Annotated in this window: 16 protein-coding genes; 11 read left to right on the forward strand and 5 right to left on the reverse strand. The window is 43.1% G+C overall.

All coding sequences use genetic code 11. The annotated features are described in order from the left end of the window. Positions 1–75 precede the first annotated feature (75 nt). From MSP8886_RS02545 to MSP8886_RS02565, 5 genes are all read left to right on the forward strand, one after another. On the forward strand, positions 76–2,226 hold the full coding sequence (locus MSP8886_RS02545; RefSeq protein ID WP_067012349.1) for a dihydrolipoyl dehydrogenase family protein: 2,151 nt from the start codon (positions 76–78) through the stop codon (positions 2,224–2,226). A gap of 89 nt (positions 2,227–2,315) precedes the next feature. Continuing rightward, a complete protein-coding gene (locus tag MSP8886_RS02550; protein ID WP_067012351.1) occupies positions 2,316–2,786 on the forward strand; it encodes a GyrI-like domain-containing protein in 471 nt (156 codons plus the stop codon). A gap of 208 nt (positions 2,787–2,994) precedes the next feature. Beyond that, a complete protein-coding gene (locus MSP8886_RS02555; RefSeq protein WP_067012353.1) occupies positions 2,995–3,699 on the forward strand; it encodes an ABC transporter permease in 705 nt (234 codons plus the stop codon). A 14-nt stretch (positions 3,700–3,713) separates the two neighbouring features. Then, positions 3,714–4,397, forward strand: coding sequence for an ABC transporter permease (locus tag MSP8886_RS02560; protein ID WP_067012355.1), 684 nt, complete (start codon positions 3,714–3,716; stop codon positions 4,395–4,397). Positions 4,398–4,450: 53 nt separating this feature from the next. Further along, positions 4,451–5,215 carry a transporter substrate-binding domain-containing protein gene (locus tag MSP8886_RS02565; RefSeq protein WP_067012357.1) on the forward strand — a complete coding sequence of 255 codons (765 nt, stop codon included), beginning with the start codon at positions 4,451–4,453 and terminating at the stop codon, positions 5,213–5,215. A 103-nt stretch (positions 5,216–5,318) separates the two neighbouring features. Here MSP8886_RS02565 and MSP8886_RS02570 read toward each other — a convergent pair whose 3' ends face one another. Continuing rightward, positions 5,319–6,221, reverse strand: a complete 903-nt coding sequence (locus MSP8886_RS02570) for a LysR family transcriptional regulator (RefSeq protein WP_067012359.1) — start codon at positions 6,219–6,221, stop codon at positions 5,319–5,321. 137 nt (positions 6,222–6,358) lie between these two features. Here MSP8886_RS02570 and MSP8886_RS02575 point away from each other — a divergent pair, with 137 nt between their 5' ends. Beyond that, on the forward strand, positions 6,359–7,084 hold the full coding sequence (locus MSP8886_RS02575) for a sulfite exporter TauE/SafE family protein (RefSeq protein ID WP_067012361.1): 726 nt from the start codon (positions 6,359–6,361) through the stop codon (positions 7,082–7,084). On the opposite strand, the gene rarD is transcribed toward MSP8886_RS02575, so the two are convergent. Next, a complete protein-coding gene (rarD, locus tag MSP8886_RS02580; protein ID WP_067012363.1) occupies positions 7,062–8,009 on the reverse strand; it encodes an EamA family transporter RarD in 948 nt (315 codons plus the stop codon). The genes MSP8886_RS02575 and rarD overlap by 23 nt on opposite strands. 218 nt (positions 8,010–8,227) lie before the next feature. After that, complete coding sequence (locus MSP8886_RS02585; protein ID WP_067012365.1) at positions 8,228–9,604, reverse strand: histidine-type phosphatase; 1,377 nt, start codon at positions 9,602–9,604, stop codon at positions 8,228–8,230. A 112-nt stretch (positions 9,605–9,716) separates the two neighbouring features. Here MSP8886_RS02585 and MSP8886_RS22250 point away from each other — a divergent pair, with 112 nt between their 5' ends. Next, on the forward strand, positions 9,717–9,857 hold the full coding sequence (locus MSP8886_RS22250) for a hypothetical protein (RefSeq protein ID WP_175365248.1): 141 nt from the start codon (positions 9,717–9,719) through the stop codon (positions 9,855–9,857). Here the strand turns inward: MSP8886_RS22250 and MSP8886_RS02590 are convergent. Continuing rightward, positions 9,820–10,626, reverse strand: a complete 807-nt coding sequence (locus MSP8886_RS02590) for an ATP-grasp domain-containing protein (protein WP_067012367.1) — start codon at positions 10,624–10,626, stop codon at positions 9,820–9,822. The two genes, MSP8886_RS22250 and MSP8886_RS02590, sit on opposite strands and share 38 nt — an antisense overlap. Positions 10,627–11,133: 507 nt before the next feature. Here MSP8886_RS02590 and MSP8886_RS02595 point away from each other — a divergent pair. From MSP8886_RS02595 to MSP8886_RS02610, 4 genes are all read left to right on the forward strand, one after another. Then, positions 11,134–12,753, forward strand: a complete 1,620-nt coding sequence (locus tag MSP8886_RS02595; RefSeq protein ID WP_067012370.1) for a methyl-accepting chemotaxis protein — start codon at positions 11,134–11,136, stop codon at positions 12,751–12,753. A gap of 103 nt (positions 12,754–12,856) precedes the next feature. Next, positions 12,857–14,479 carry a methyl-accepting chemotaxis protein gene (locus MSP8886_RS02600; protein ID WP_245659010.1) on the forward strand — a complete coding sequence of 541 codons (1,623 nt, stop codon included), beginning with the start codon at positions 12,857–12,859 and terminating at the stop codon, positions 14,477–14,479. Between the two features lie 152 nt (positions 14,480–14,631). Continuing rightward, entirely contained in the window at positions 14,632–15,510 is an 879-nt protein-coding gene (locus MSP8886_RS02605) for a nuclear transport factor 2 family protein (RefSeq protein ID WP_139063071.1), read from the forward strand. Positions 15,511–15,720: 210 nt separating this feature from the next. Beyond that, a complete protein-coding gene (locus MSP8886_RS02610) occupies positions 15,721–16,128 on the forward strand; it encodes a gamma-glutamylcyclotransferase family protein (RefSeq protein ID WP_067012374.1) in 408 nt (135 codons plus the stop codon). Here MSP8886_RS02610 and MSP8886_RS02615 read toward each other — a convergent pair. After that, positions 16,100–17,257: an aldose 1-epimerase family protein gene (locus tag MSP8886_RS02615; protein ID WP_067012377.1), complete on the reverse strand. Its 1,158-nt coding sequence runs from the start codon at positions 17,255–17,257 to the stop codon at positions 16,100–16,102. The genes MSP8886_RS02610 and MSP8886_RS02615 overlap by 29 nt on opposite strands. Positions 17,258–17,411 lie beyond the last annotated feature (154 nt).

Consider the following 17,411-nt stretch of genomic DNA (forward strand, 5'->3'; position numbering starts at 1 on the left):
TTTCTCTGTAAGAAATCGACCTGTTCTGACGTCTAATGCGTATACTCACCAACATAGACTTAATGGATTTGCTATATGAAAAAAATCGGGCTGCTTGTTGTCATTGTGCTGATGGTAGTCGGCTTTTTCTATTTTGATTTAAACCGTCTGCTGACACTGGATGGCTTAAAGTCAGGGTTAGAACAGTTTGAAGTGTGGCGTAATAAGAGCCCTTTACTGGTGTATGGTGCTTTCTTTTTACTCTACATAGCGGTTACCGCGCTCTCTTTGCCGGGGGCTGCCATTATGACATTGGCAGCTGGGGCCTTATTTGGTCTGGTATGGGGGGTGTTGATGGTGTCCTTTGCCAGTTCGATTGGTGCGACTTGCGCTTTTCTTGTGTCCCGTTATTTGCTGCAAGATGCCGTTCAGAAGCGTTTTGGTGGTCGTCTTAGTACGATTAATGAAGGTATTGAGCGAGACGGTGCCTTTTATCTGTTTACTTTACGCTTGGTGCCTGTTTTCCCTTTCTTTTTAATTAATTTATTAATGGGGCTGACTAGAATCCGAGCACTGACCTTTTATTGGGTGAGTCAAGTCGGGATGCTTGCGGGAACGCTGGTGTATGTGAATGCCGGCACTCAGATCGGTCACTTGGACAGTTTATCTGGCATTTTGTCGCCTTCTTTATTGCTGTCTTTTGTGTTGCTCGGCGTGTTTCCTCTGTTGGCAAAAAAACTGACGGATGCGATTAAATCACGACGCGTTTATCGTGCTTACACCAAACCAAAACAGTTTGATCGAAATTTGGTTGTTATTGGTGCAGGTGCGGGTGGATTGGTGAGTGCTTACATTGCTGCGACAGTAAAAGCCAAGGTCAGTTTGGTTGAGGCGCATAAAATGGGCGGAGATTGCCTAAATTATGGTTGTGTGCCCAGCAAAGCGTTAATCAAGAGTGCCAAAGTGGCCCATCAAATGCGTCATGGAGCAAATTACGGCTTAGAAGGCTGTGAGCCGCGATTTTCCTTTCGCTCTATTATGGAACGGATTCAAGCGATTATCGAGGAAATAGAGCCCCACGATAGTGTGGAACGATACACTCAGCTTGGTGTCGATGTCATTCAAGGTTACGCCAAAGTCATTGATCCTTGGACGGTAGAAATACAGCGTCAGGATGGGGAAACACAGCGCTTAACCACTCGCAGTATTGTACTGGCGACAGGCTCTAAACCTACTGTACCGGACATTCCTGGATTGGATGAAGTCGGCTATCTGACCAGTGATACCTTATGGGAAACATTGTCACAGTTAGATGAAGCACCAAAGCGCTTGGTGGTGTTAGGCGGTGGGCCAATTGGTTGTGAGTTAGCGCAGAGTTTTGCGCGTCTGGGGTCTTATGTGACACAAGTAGAGCCCTCGAAACGTATTCTTAGCCGAGAGGATGCGGATGTAAGTGAGTTTGCCAGAACAAGCCTCACGAACGATGGGGTGACGTTATTGACAGAGCACAAGGCCATTCGCTGCGAGACGAGCAATGGTCAAAAATGCGTATGTCTTGAGCATAATGGCGCAGAGGTGAGAGTCGAATACGATGCGCTCATTTGTGCTGTAGGCAGAGAAGCGCGATTAACGGGCTATGGCTTAGAAGAGTTGGGTATCGAAACCAAACGACATCTCGTGACTAATGATTATTTACAAACTTTGTACCCGAATATTTTGGCGGCAGGCGATGTGGCAGGCCCTTATCAATTTACCCATGTGGCGGCCCACCAAGCTTGGTACGCAGCCGTTAATGGATTATTTGGGCACTTTAAGAAGTTTCGTACGGATTATCGAGTGATTCCTTGGACGACCTTTATTGATCCTGAAGTCGCGCGGGTTGGTTTAAATGAACAAGACGCGAAAGCAAAGGGCATCGCTTTTGAGAAGGTGTGTTATGGCGTAGATGGTCTGGATCGTGCGATTACTGAAAGCGAAGCGAAAGGCTTTGTAAAAGTGTTAACTGTGCCGGGAAAAGACACTATTCTAGGTGTGACCATTGTTGGCGAGCATGCGGGGGAGCTGCTCGCCGAATTTGTGTTGGCCATGAAACATGGTTTAGGACTGAATAAAATATTGGGGACAATTCATACCTACCCAACATGGGCAGAGGCGAATAAGTATGTAGCGGGTGAGTGGAAGCGCGCTCATGCCCCAGATAGGTTGCTGCGGTGGGTAGAAAAATACCACTCATGGCGTCGTGGCTAGGAAGGGGATTCTAGGTACATTCTTAATGTTACTTAGTATTTAGAGAGGACACCGCAAAGAAAGCGGTTATGTACTATTGGGAATAAAGTATGGCGTATCAAATTAAAGACACAATCCAAATTAAAGGGTTGAGAATCAAAACGACAGCTCATAATGAGATGACAAATCTGGGTAAAATTGGGCCTTTGTGGGATCAATTTATTGCTGAGATCTTGCCTCAATTAGAGGAGGACTGTCAATTATACGGTGTTTGCCATTATCGCAATAACAATACGCATAATGACTTAGATTTTGTTCTTGGTGCGAAAGTGGAAGATATAGACGAGCTAGTAATCCAAACGGATTACGAGCTTACCAGCATAACGATAGAGGCGGGAGGATTCCTATCTTTTGCTGCTATGGGAGAGCATCGGCAGGCGGTTATGAGGGCTTGGCAGCAAGCGCACCAATTTTTCAATGAAGAGGGTTGTCCTTATACTCGTGCCTACATAACAGACTATGTGCATTATGTTGATGCCCACATGGCAACGCTTTATGTATCGGCGATTAAAAAGGAGTAGGGGCTTTAGGAGCTCATGAGGTTCTGACAAAAGTTGCATCTTACACTTAAATAGGAGATGGCTTTTTTCTTTTCGTTTAGAAGATGAAAAATTTCGATTGTGACTTGCAAAATACTCCCCCAAAAGTTATGTCATTGCTTTACACTTCCCGCTCTGCATTATCATGATAAGGCGCGTCGCTTAGGTGCCCCGTTAAGGTTAATTGTTCATGTCCGAATGGATTACATTGTTAGGGTTTAGCGACCAAGGCTGGGGAATATCGCTTCTCAAAGGCATGTTGGTGACGTTACAAATTTCCATTGGTGCCTTTATTGTTGGCCTCGTGATTGGGGTATTAACGGCATTGGCAAAACTACATGGTTCCCAGTCGATGAAAGTGATTGCTCGAGGTTACACGACGGTTTGTCGTGCTGTGCCTGAGTTGTTGCTTATTCTTTTGCTTTATTACAGCGGCTCCCATGGTATCAATATATTACTGCAAGCACTGGGTTTTCCTGAAGTAGACATTGGTGGTGTACCGGTTGCGATTGTTGTCTTGGGATTAGTACAAGGTGCCTATGCGTCAGAAATTATTCGTTCATCTATTTTGGCTGTACCCCATGGACAAATCGAAGCAGCTACATGTATGGGGATGACTCGTCAGCGAGTTTTTTGGCGAATGACTTTGCCTATGATGGCACCATTTGCTTTATCTGGTCTGGCTAATTTGTGGGTTAGTTTGGTTAAAGACAGCGCCTTGATCAGTGTGGTCGGTACGAATGAACTTTTATACAACGCTAAACAGGCGGCAGGTTCAACTCACTCTTATCTTACCTTTTTCTTAGCCGCTGCCGCTTTGTATTACGTGATTAATCTTGTATCTAATGCTGCACTGCGACGTGTCGAACTTCGCTTTCGCCGTTGGATGCCCTGATCAAAGAGAGAGCAATGAACTGGGTTTTTGAATACAGCGATCTCTTGATAAAGGGATTTTTGACTACCTTAGAGCTGATTAGTTTCTCATTGGTGATAGGGTTTGTTTGCGCGATCGGCGTGGCTTTGTGTCGGGTGTCCGAAACGCGTTGGTTAGCTTGGCCTGCGAATGCGTTTACTAGCGTGATTCGCGGTACACCCTTGTTGGTGCAGATCTACATCGTCTATTTTGGTTTAGGCAGTATTTTTGCTCATATGCCTATTATCCGCAGCAGCTTTATTTGGCCTTATCTACGGGATGGCTTTTGGTACATGGTGTTTGCGCTGGTTCTCTCCTTTGCAGCTTATGTAGGCGAAGTAGTGCGTGGTGGCTTGGTTGGTGTGCCAAAGGGTGAGCTAGAGGCGGCCAAAGCCATCGGAATGTCACCTTATAAGGTGATGCTAAGAATTCGCTTGCCGCGAGCCTTATATCAGGTATTACCCACGCTGGCTGGGGAAAGTGTCATGTTGCTGAAATCCACTGCGCTTGCCTCGACAATTGCCGTAGTTGATTTATTAGGTGCCGCGAACGAAGTTCGTTCGATGACCTTTGAAGTATATCAACCGCTTATTTTAGTGGCGATTATCTACATTGTACTCACCTTGATTATCGAACAGTTTTTTGGCCGTTTAGAGCGTCGCATACCGGTGCGTCGCTAAGTCGACCAGCTTAAGTAACATTTTATAATGACCACTAGGAGTAGACCTTTAAAATGAAAAAGTTTCTTGTCGCAATGGCTTTGTCTTTTGCTGCAGTAGCGAGCCACGCGGCTGACAGTTTACGTATTGCTGTATTGGCTGAGCCCTATCCACCGTTTTCTCAGAAAATGCCTGATGGCAAATGGGAAGGCTTTGAGATTGATTTAATTCACAAAATCTGTACGGATATGAAAGTAAAATGCCAAATAGTTGATACTGCATGGGATGGCATTATTCCGGCTTTATTGTCCAATAAAGTCGACGCCATTTTTGCGTCAATGAGCATTACCAAAGAGCGTGCTAAAAAAGTATTGTTCACACATCCCTATTACAACACGTTGCCCGCTGTTGTTGGCCTGCCAGGCCAAGACTACAGCATGACGAAAAAAGCCCTCAAGGGTAAGTACATAGGTGTACAAAATGGCACCACTTCAGCCTTTTACATTAAGAAAAAAGTGGGAAGCGTGGCTCATATTCGTCAATACGCGACACAGGATGAGATTAATTCAGATTTATTAGCTGGCCGTCTTGATTACATGTTGGCCGATAATATCGCGGCCAAAGCGTTTGCCGATAAAAACAAAGGAGCGGTGCAATTTTACGGCACAGTGAAATACGACCCCGTATTGGGGGGCGGTGTGGCCGCAGCCCTTCGTCCTAATGACAAAGCACTTGCTGCACGCTTCAATAAAGAAATTGATCAGTTAGTTAAGAGTAAGTTTTATGCTGACTTATCTGATAAATACTTCGGTACCAATATCGCACCAACGAATAACTGAGAGAGTTAAGTGAGTCTCTCAAAGTCGTTGCTGACATCATCTTTAGGTAGGATGTTGGAAAAGCTCCGCTCTTCTTAAAAAGTGCGGAGCTTTTTTGTTGGTATCACTCGCCTTTCGGTAAGGTGACGCCTTTCATAAACTCCCAGAATAGATTTGCTTGGGAGCTTTGGGTTTGCTGGCGTAAGCGAATCATAAAAATGGGTATACTGTTGTGAGAGGTGAAGTTCTCAATTTCGATGGCAACTAGAATGCGTTTTTCGAGTTCAGTCTCTATCATATAACGTGGAATGCGTCCCCATCCTAGTCCTTGGAATAGTAGAGACTTTTTCGCTTGGAAGTCGTTAATATACCAGCGTTTCCCAGTATCAAGGACATATCTGTGGCCCTTGTCACCCTGATGGTTATTTGTTCCTCCCACCATGATCTGCGGCGTAGAATACAGCTGAGGCTGTTTTACCTTGTTGCTACCACCATTGATAGAAAGCAACAGCTCCGGAGTGGCGACGGTAACCATTTCGATCCGCGTAATTTCAATAAAAGCGTGTTGGTCATCCAATCCATAACGGGGACCAATGGCAATGTCGGCATTGTCTTTTTTGAGGCTTTCCTGAACACCATGGAGGTGATCTGTGGTGATCTCTAACGGGATGTCAGGGTAAGCGTGCTGAAAGCGTTTAATGAGCATCAAACACTCATTTGACAGGCTCATTTGTCCTACACAAAGTCGTAATGGTGTGGCAGCTCCGTGGGCAAGATCGTGTCCTAGATGCTCTAGTTGTTGCACCTGTGACATAAGCTTTTTACTCTGTCGAAAAAAGGCATGCCCTTCAGAAGTCAAGGTTGGACGATAGCTGTCCCGATCAAAAAGTTGCAGCCCATAGCGCGTCTCTAATGCTTTGACGGCGGCACTGATACTGGGTTGTGTTTTATGAATACTGTCCGCCGCTGAGCGAAAGCTTCCCGCTTCGACAACGGCGATGAAGGCCCGTATTTGATCCAGTTTCATGATATTTATACCTGATCATTATAATAATAAAATGAAATTATTTTTAACTCATTATTTCTTTTATCATACTTACCGTCAAAAGCCGACTGTTGTTGTTTATAACAGGGCTTAGAAGTGAAGTAAGTGGGAGAGTAAAATTGGATACCACATTTTGGGTATTATCTGTCGCTGGTTTAATTACTGGTTTTTCTAAATTTTCCGTCGGCGGAATGGGCTTGCTGATATTGCCGGTGGTGATGATGGTGTTTCCTGGCCCTGAGGCACTCGGTATTATGATTCCTTTGTATATCATTACCGATATGATGGCGGTGTACAGCTACCGTCAACAAATTTCATGGCGTGTGTTAGCGCATTTTTTGCCTTTAGCATTTTTAGGGGTGTTGATTGGTGGGCATTTTTTAGCAAACATCGATGCTCGTCAGTTTGTAAGTTTTTTGGGTGTCATTATTGTCGCTATGATTGCCTTGGGGTTGTATTTAGATTTTCGTCCAGCAACCTTTATGCGTAATCCATTAGCAGCTTACGGTATGGGGTTTATGGGAGGCGTTGTCAGCACGATTGCGAATGCGGCTGGTCCCTTATTTAGTTTGTTTTTATTAGAGCAGAAGCTGGGTAAAGAGTCGTATGTTAGTACGCGGGCATGGGGATTTTTCATTATCAATCTAGTGAAAATTCCTATGTACATCAGCTTAGGCCTACTCAGCGTTAAGACGACAGAAACCAGTTTGCAAGCGCTACCAGGATTAGCCATCGGGGCGTTTATTGGATTTCATTTTCTGAAAAAAGTGAATCCTTCCCAATTTAAATGGTTAATTCGCATTATGTCATTTATGGCAGCCGCTAAATTGTTTCTGTTTTCTTAACCGAAGAGCTTTGCTCTAATAGAGGATCATCATTGAGAAGCTTCTCTGGTTTACGCAACTTGCGAATCGAGTCAAAGATAAGTAACGCCAGCGCTGTCCAAATCAGAGCAAAAGTGATTAATTTGGCAGGGGCTAAGGGTTCATCGTAAAGGAATACAGCGAGAATAAACATGCCACTTGGCCCTATGTATTGAAAAAAGCCGAGTGTGGTTAGACTGACTCGATTGGCGGCGGCACCAAAAAACATGAGTGGTACCATAGTGATTGGGCCAGATGCAAATAAGAGCCAATTGGTTAGGTCGGTGTTTTCCAGCATGTTGGAGGTTGGCGTATGGATACTAAACAAATACACCAAGGCGACTGGCAATAGGAGAACCGTTTCTACTGCCATCCCCGTAAAGCTGTCCACTGCCACTTTTTTTCGCACCAACCCATAAAACCCAAAGGTTAGAGCGAGTAACAAAGCGACCCAAGGTAACGAACCAAAGCGGATGACCTCAAACGCCACGGCAATAAAGCACAAAACAACAGCGGCTTTACGCATCCGGTCCAACTTTTCCTTAAAGAAAATCATACCCAACAAGATGCTGATCAAGGGGTTGATGTAGTACCCTAAGCTGGCACTAAGCAGCTTGTTGTTGGCGATGGCCCAGATAAAGGTCCCCCAATTGATACCAATCAATAAGGTGGATATGGCCATGAAAAAAACGGTTTTTTTGGAGGCAAATACCGCTTTGACCTTGCTGGTTTTGCCCATGGCGATGATGAGCACAAACACAATCAAGCAAGACCAAACGATACGATGGGCAAGAATTTCGATGGGAGGAACAAAGGACATAACTTTGAAATACATAGGCGCAATCGCCCATATGCCAAATGCGGCGAGAGCATAGGCAACGCCGCTTTTAGAAGAAGAGTTTGGCATTATCGTCCTTATTGTTTTCCATAAATCAATTACTTATCTCGTACTTTTAGCACTTATTGATTGGAAAGTCAGCTAATTTATACGGTTGAAAAATGCGCTTATGGTAGCGGGAGGCTCTAAGAGAATACAGCAAATAATAAAAAGCCAGCCATCAAGCGTTCACTTGTAATGGCTGGCTTTTGTTGCTTGCTCTTTTTCTATTGAGTTAGCTCTGGGGGCTATTCACCGTAGCAGTGTTCTAACTCAGTAAACTTATAAAAGTAACTACCTTTTTTAATTGGCTGGCACTGGCTCTTAAAAGGAATTTCTTTTTCGTTATATAACATTCTAACAAGAAGTGTGCCAGCTTTGTCTTTATACACATCCCACTGGATGTTCGCACTGTATGGAGACACCCAAGAGCCGCGCCATGGGTTGTTTTCATAGCGATATAGCTGACCTTTAGCAACGCTTTTAGTACTACCTTTTAGGTGCATTTGGGCGGCAAATGGTATCACTGTTTCGGCATGGGCAAAGCGGATTTTTGCCGCTTTTGTATTACTGCCGTTTTGAATACCTTTTATCTCTTTAAAGAAATCATTCTCTAAGACTTTTGCCATGCGATAGGTAATATTTGTGCCAGCAAAGCTTGGTCCTTTCTCGTAGAAATCTTTTCCATCGAGCACATAAGTAAACCATTGTGACTCAGCCGGCGTAACAAAATCGATAAACTGCCAAGGCTGTTTACCTGCTTCATAGGAAAGTCCTGGTGCGGCTAAGTACAAGTTGAATAATTGTATCGCTGCGTCAACATCGTTGTAAACGGTTGGCTTGGTCTTGTTCTTCTGCAGAAAAGATAATTTCCCCGCCGTTAATTGCGCAACGAAAGCGGGCGTATAGACTCGCTCTAACATCTGTTGTGCCATTTCATGGGTTTTGGGCTGGTTCATTAACTGGTTAATGGCCGCTTGCAGGGCTGGATCATGCTTTTTATAGTTTTGATAATACTGATTGTTTTTTTGTTTATGAAAATAGAGCTGGGCTTTGTTTATAATGGGTTTACTGACTAAAGAGCGTATGGCGGGGTTTTCTTGTTCCATACCCGATATAAAGGCTAACCCACTGTCTTTAGCTCGTTTTTTTCCTGAATATTCCATTTCAATGGGTTGGTGGTTGTGTACGGCGTTTTCGAAGAGACTTTTGTCTCGCTTCACAAGACGCTCACCGATCATTTTCTGCTCTAACTTGCCACGCTTAGATAAATTACCGTATCCCATTTTTTGATTGGCTGTCATAAGACGCTCTATTTCCGGACCAAGACGTTTGCCTAATGGGGTCAAGGCATTTTGCGCTTTAGCAGCTTGCCAAATTTTTAGGCTGATATAATCATATTTGGGGCGTGATAAAGCTCTTGACCCATGGCGAGCAAGCAGTTCGGTGTAAACCAAATGATAGCCGCTTGGAGGGGCTTGATAATGGTCAGATGAGGATTGTGGTTGGTAAACAGACTTGGTTCCATACGCATAGTGTTTGGATGACATCTGTTTTTGGTCTAGCGTGCTGCAGCCAGACAGAGGGATAACGATAGTGAACAGCAAAAATAGGGACTTTTTCATAAATACTCTTTTTTTAACTTCTTACTGGTTAGTCTAATGCACATAGGATCAATATGTGCCAAGAGTAGAGTATTTCAATTTCACTTTTGTGACATTGAGGGAGAACAAGAGCATGGGTCTAGGTCAGCAAGGGAAAGGCATTGTACCGTGGCTGCCTTACCACGGTACGGTGTTTGAGTTGAAGGTTGTGCAAGACATTAGGTTGTATGCATGGCTTAAAAGCCAATCGGCTGGTCGTTTATGGGGGCTGTAGACAATAATTGTTGCTCGTTTAAATAGTTTAATAGTTCAGTATTGACATCACTTTGTATACTGGCGATGCCTTGATTACCAAAAATACGATTTATTTCGATGACATAAGGCGTTGCGCCCACCATGGCAATGTCGAATCCTGCATGATTAATATCCAGCGACTGTGCTAGGTAGGTGACGAGATCTTGTGCTTCTTTAGGAATGAGCCCAATCTCGACTTGGCCACCTTGGCTAATATTGTTATGAAAGCCATTGTCGGATTGTAAGCGCCAATAGCCATTAACGATTTTATTACCTACCCAAATAACTCGTATGTCTCTATCAATAGGTAAATATTCTTGTGCGTATAACACATCCGTCTTTTCCAGATAGTCGCGCCATTGCCCAATCGTCTCAATGAGAAAAACACCATTACCCATGCTGCTTTTAGGAATTTTAGCAACGAAGGGTAAACACAGGGTGTCCCAAATTTTATCCGCTTCGTAAGGCGTGTTTGCCGCAATAATGGTATAGGGGTGGTGTTGCGGCGTCACCACTCGAAACGTTCGTGTCATCTCTATTTTGTCATGGCCTATCATATAAGACGCCAGACTGGGGAAAATACGCTTTTTTAACCCATGTACCAAAGCGTTTAGTTGCCAATATTGAGGGAAGAGCAACCAGTCGGCTTGCTTGATGTCGTCCAAATGGTCATACATGGATTCGGGTTTGATGTAGCGGACATTGGGTAAATGTAAGGTACGTAGGGCGTCAAAGGAGATGATGTTCATTTATTCATAATCAGTAGCTAAACATCGCGCGATTTTAGAGCTAAACCGTTTAAAAAAGAAACGATCTTTTTACTTATTATGGATATTAAAGGTGATGATGGAACGTGTGTATGGTGGAGAGGGGACAAAGGGAGAATGGCTAAAAAAATGCTACATAGACAAGCAAGTGTGGCTGAGAAAAGAAAACTTCTTTTTCATTATTATTTTTAATAATAGTTAGAATAGGTAAGATTAAAAATTAATATTTTAAAACAATGAGTTGTGGTTTTTTATTTTTCCGTTTGATATTAATGGCACAAATTTTAATATAGGTATTACAAAATGTCACATTTAGCACCTTGCGGCTTTCTAGTGCTGGTGTCATTTTTAAATAGATGTTGCAAATTAAGGAGACGTTGAAGGCTTATATCTTGGACAATTTGCCTCGCAACAGAATTAAATCACAAAATGGATGTTGTGCTTATTTCAATAAGAAATAAGTGAAGTCCAAACAGGGAAGCCTTTAATATGTTAACCCTATCAACGATTCGAGCTAAATATACAGTTGCTTTTGGTATTCTTACCGCTGTTTTTTTAGGTGTTGTCATTGCCACATTTATTTTGGTTTCCTATCTTCAAAGTAGTGTTGGAAAATTTGCTGATGGGGCATCCCTTATTCAAAATGCAGACCGAGACTTATATCAGTCTCGTCTTGCATTGGCGTCTTTAGTATTCGATAAAGCGGCTCAGAATCCTGATGAGTTAAAACTAAAGATTACGAGCAATGCCCAGCAAGCACTTGAGCGTATGCAAGCATTTCTTTCTATGACTCAAGATGTAGACGAAATTAACCAAGCGCTCAATGAATTCGATACCTTATATAAATCCTGGAAAGATAACACCATGAGTATTATCGCCATGGTGGACAACAAACAATATGATGGTGCGACGCTCGCTTTCGTTGCTCAAAATCAAACCCATTTTACTAGTTTACGGAATCTCTATGACCAATCTGAAGAGCTGATAGATAAATATTCTGAGTTGGAGCAAAACAGTATTGACGAGTATGCAAACAGTTTTAAGACGTTCGTCGGTATATTGGCGATGATCGTGGTGGCCTTTAGTGTTTCATTGGCTTGGTTTGCTCCTAAGAATATTTCCAATTCGATTCGCCGAGTGACCTTCGGGGTGCAGCAAATTAGTTCAGGTGATGGGGATTTAACACGTCGTATTAATAGCGTTAAAAAAGACGAAACAGGGGAATTAAGTAGAGAGCTGGATGGCTTTGTTGCCCGTCTAGGTAAGCTCATTGGCGACGTCAAGTACGGCTGCGAACATATTCGTGAAGAGATGCATAACCTTGGAGAGTCTGCTTCACAATCGGCTGGCTTAAGTGAAAGGCAAAATACGGCACTGGATTTTATTGTCACCGCAGTAGAAGAAATGGGTGGTGCAACAAGAGAGGTTGCCCATAATGCGACACAGACGGTGGATGAGGTAGAAGCCTTAAATCGCTGTGCTGATGAGGGGGCGAAACAATTAAAAGCCTCGCTTCAACAATTAGACGACCTAGCAAAACAAGTGAGTAATGCATCCAGTGTGATTGAGCAATTGTCTTCCCGCTCCGATCGTATTGCTTCCGTGCTTGATGTGATTCTGGGAATTGCTGAGCAAACTAATTTATTAGCCTTAAATGCGGCGATAGAGGCCGCTCGGGCTGGTGAGCAAGGTCGCGGCTTTGCCGTTGTGGCGGACGAAGTACGTAATTTAGCGAGTAAAACCCAAGATTCCACGGCAGATATTCAAAATATGATTAACGATCTGCAATCTGGGGTTACCAATGCCGTTCACTCCATTTCAGAGAGTGTCAAAATGTCGACGTTAACGGTGGACTTAACACAAGAAACCGCCGCCTCAATTGATGTAATCAAAGCATCGGCAACCCGTATCTATGATTTCACCACGCAAACCGCTAGTGCTACGGAACAGCAAAGTAAGGTGACAGATGAGATTAATCAAAACTTGTCTAACTTGGCGGATATGTCCAAAGAGGTATTGGGGATTTCTCGAAGCATTAGTGAATCTGTTAATGAAACGTTAACGAATTCTGATGCCTTAGCAAAGCAAGTAAAGCGTTTTATAGTCTAAGCGTTTTGTCGCCTAATATAGCAAGCGGCTAGTCTAGATAGCTTTGCCTTCAGGTTATGTAGTCCTGAATATTTACTGTAAATGATGATGAAGGATCATGACCATGTTATCTACCATTCGTAGTCGATATACCGCCATTTTTAGTTTGTTATCCCTAGTATTTTTACTCGTTGTGGGAGCCGCGTATTTTTTAGTGTCTTATCTGCAAACCAGTAGTAATAAATATGTAGAAGGGGCCTCTTTTGTACAAAATGCGGATCGAGATTTGTATCAGTCTCGGTTAGCGTTGGCTGATATGGTCTTTGCTAAGCAAAATGAGTTGTCGAAGAATATGGCTGACTACGAAAAAAGGGTCGTGACAAATGGCCGTCAGGCTCTTGATCGTATGGCTCATTTTAAATCATTAACGGCGGATTTTCCTGATATTCAAGAGGTGTTGATTAAAGTAAATACCTTATCCAGTCTCTGGCGAGAAAGTAGCATTCATATTATTGATTTGCTTAAAGAGGGGAAACAGGCCGAGGCTTTGACTCTATTTCTCGGTAAAAATCAGCAGGAATTTGGGGATTTACGCCAACGCTACGACATTTCTGGGCAGATGGTGATGAAATATGCTGATTTGGAGCAGCAGTCGATACAGGCTTATTCGTCAAATTTTAAACTCATTGTTGGGGTACTCTCCATCTTTGTCGTAGTGGGAAGTGTCCTACTGGCCTGGTTTGCACCGCAAACCATCTCACAGGCTATTCGTAAAGTGACAAATGGTGTTCGGGAAATGAACTCCGGCGATGGGGATTTAACCCGTCGTATTAACAGTAAAAAGAAGGATGAAACCGGAGACCTTAGCAACGAATTGGATCAGTTCGTTGGCCGACTGGGGGAATTGATTTTACAAATTAGAACCCGCTGCGATGATATTCGTGTTGCGATGGTTGGCTTAGAAGGTGCCACTGAGCAATCCGATCAACTCAGTTCGCGACAAAATGAGGCATTAGACTTTATTGTCACTGCGATAGAAGAAATGAGTTCGGCGACCAAAGAAGTTGCTCGTAACGCCAGTGATACCGTGTCAGAAGTGGATGTGTTGAACCATCAAGCTCAAAGTGGTGAAGCCAATGTTCAGTCCTCTATTGATATGCTCAACCAACTGGCATCACAAATAGAAATCGCATCGGATGCCATTGAGCAACTGTCTAAACGCTCGGATCAGATTACCACGGTACTGGATGTCATTTTAGATATTGCTGAGCAAACCAATTTATTAGCTTTAAATGCTGCTATTGAGGCGGCCAGAGCGGGTGAAATGGGACGAGGTTTTGCTGTGGTGGCCGACGAAGTGCGTAACTTAGCCAGTAAGACTCAGGCATCTACGGCAGATATTCAAGAGATGATTAATGAGCTGCAATCAGGGGTTGGCAATGCGGTCTTAGTGATTGCTGAAAGTGTTAATATGGCACAGACAACGGTAGAACGAAGTCAGCAAACCCATACATCTATTTTGAATCTGAAGCGTTCCGCCCAGAGTATTTATGACTACACTGCGCAAACGGCCAGTGCAACAGAGCAGCAAAGTAAAGTCAGCGATGAGGTGAATGACAACTTGTCTCAGTTAGCAGAAATGACAAAAGAAATTTTGTCGATTTCACAAGCGATAAATAAAAGTGTGAGAGAGACGTTGCGAGACTCGAGTGAGGTAACCACTCAAGTGAAACGGTTTACGGTTTAAAAGACATTTGATATGAATTTATTGAGTTTTATTTGTTACTGTATGATTCTAATACGATAGATTTACCCTTTTTAAGCGCTTTAGCTCTTTTTATTAAGATAAATTTGCGTAATCTATGAGCTGAATTTAATAGTCTTAAAAAGGATATCATCATGCTTTGTCGTTTAGTAAGTGCAGGGTTCGTATCGTGTGTGTTATTGGTGTCAGGTTGTGCCAGTTCCACTTCAGAGCAAAAAGCAGCAGTTAATGAAAAAGACATTGCTGTTACTGTTTTGCAAAAACTAGGTACAACGGATCCTAATTATTTAAATTATATCCGTGAGGATTATATTCAGCATAATTTGGGAGCTGCGACGGGTAAACAAGGATTGATTAACTTTCTTAAACAGTTTCCTTCTACGCCAGCTAAAGACAGTAAAAGTTACGCTGTTAGAGTACTGCAAGATGGGAATTATGTGATTGTTCAATCCAATGTTGTTCCGTATGACTCGGTAGTATTTGATATTTTCCGTTTTAAAAATGGCAAAATTGCTGAGCACTGGGATAATGCCCAAAGTATTGAAAAACAGCCTAATCCAAGTGGTCATACGCAGACCGATGGTTCGACGAAAATTGTTGACCGTGATAAGACTCTGCAAAATAAAGTGCTAGTAAGGAACTTTGTGCAGACGGTGTTAGTCGACAATAAGATTGATGAAACGCCTAAATTCATTAGCTCTACCCAATATATTCAACATAACCCTCATATCGCTGATGGGATGGCTGGTTTGAGAAAAGCCTTTGCTAATATGGCAAAGCAAGGACAACTTTCTCATTATCGTAAAATAGAGGCGGTGCTCGGCGAAGGGAATTTTGTACTGGTGGTCAGCAGCGGTCAAGATAAAGGTAAACCTATAGCTTTGTACGACTTGTTTCGAGTTGCCAACAATAAAATCGTCGAGCATTGGGATGTGGTTGCCCCCATTCCACCTAAAGCTCAGCAGAAGAATGATAATGGTAAATTTAACTTTCCTGACTCGGTTATGAAGTGAGACGACATGCTTTTTATATAGAAAGACTGCTATGCATGGAACATTGATAGAATGGTTTCTAAAGTAACCATTCTATCAATGAATTAAAGGTTGTCTTTGGGATGTGTAATAAGGCTGTAATTTATCACTAAACGCCTAGGCTTGGGCTTGAAATGCCTTGGTGGTATGAGGGATGCTTTGTTGGTTAGTATGACTGGATGGAAACGAAAAATGTCTTCAAATATTGTCGCAGTGTATGACTCGCTTAGATTTGGCTTTAGTGACCACGAAATGATCGTTGATAGTCAGCCTATCGGTAAAGGCTGGTTAACGGGGTTTCGTATGTTCAACCTTGGACAGTATCCTGGTGTCGTGAAAACCTACGAAGAGAATCAACGGGTTCGTGTGGAATGGTATAAGGTGAGTGATAGTACTCTTGAGGCTTTGGATCGTATGAAAGAATACGACCCAAATTCTCCGGATGACTCTCTATTTGTTCGCGTTCGAGTTTATTCACCTTACGGTAAAGGCAGCATGTATATTTACAACCAATCCCTGCAACAGTCGATGCCTGTTGAAGGTGGTGATTGGGAAAGAACCTTAGCTCGTACTACGCGTCGAGAGATACCAGTGGTCTAGTGCTTAATTGACATGCTTGTCTAGCTTGCAAAGCGTCGATATGCGCTTTGCTTGCTGAGACTTGGTGTTCATCTGTTAACAACCCAAAGCGCACCATAAAGCGTTTTGTTTCTCCTGCCTGAATAGTTGGTACTAAACCAAGTTTGCGTTGGTAGCGCCGGTTATAAGCAAAACTGGTTCCGGGCTCAATACCGATTACATAGCCTTGTTGTTCTGTGTCAGTATTTTTCCAAATGGTTAATACTGGCAAGGTGTCGGTCTGGTAAGTCACTTCAATTCCTGATGTCGCATTGGCATTATGTAGTAAGGCGCTGCTTAATTGGTTCTCGTCACTTATAGGACGCACATTAAAGACCATTTCATCGAAGTCTTTGGTGGGAGCTGGTATTTTATTCCAGTCCTCTAATCCCTGTGCGGCGTAGTCATTAAAGGGCGATAACTCTTTTACAGGTACATGTAATAGAGCCCCTTTTTCTAAAATAGGCTGGGCGAAGTTATTGTGGTAAATCGCTTGATATTCACGATCATAACTTCCTTTATTAGTTAAGATATCTTCTATAGTCAGGTAAGGCTCATCGATAGAAAGGGACAAACAGGTTTCGACTTCAAAGTTGGTGGATTTAAAGCGCTTTTCGTCCACTCGCCCACGAAGTGTTACTCGATAAGGGGGAATTTGCTCAACTTCGAGCATGACCTCGTCGGCGGGTGTATTTTGAATGCGACCATGTAATGTTAAAAACTCATCACCATCTTGTCCTGGGTGCCCTGCCCATTGATAGCCACATCGTACAACCATTTCATTAAAACCATCTAACCAACCTGACCCGCCAGAGGCCTCTTGATTGATAAAGTTTGGGTGTACGATCTCTTTTACAGGGGATTGCCAGCCAAAGCGAACACCGTTTCGAACCGCATCTAATACTGCCATAGCACGGGTTGGGACAATGCGAACCGTTGTCTCGCCAACCGTTAGGGTGATGATTCGGGAGCCAGCTTGTTTACCGCCAACTAAACAAGATTGAGAAATTTGGATCGGTAACTCTTTTGGTAGACCCATTTGTTCTGCATTAAGGGAAAAGTTAGCAACATCAATTTGCTGATGGTGGCTAAGAATAGCAAGTGTAAACATGAAGCGTCTCCGAGTTAAGTTTGACTATGCTAGCGTGGGTCGCCCTAAAAAACCATACGATGTGTAGCGCTCAAAACTTCGTGTTCTACCTTATTGGCTCGTAATGTGGGATATATGTCCATATGGTTTGGTTACTATGAAAAAAATGTTAAAT

Origin of the sequence: Marinomonas spartinae (assembly GCF_900089775.1) — a bacterium.
Taxonomy (GTDB): domain Bacteria; phylum Pseudomonadota; class Gammaproteobacteria; order Pseudomonadales; family Marinomonadaceae; genus Marinomonas; species Marinomonas spartinae.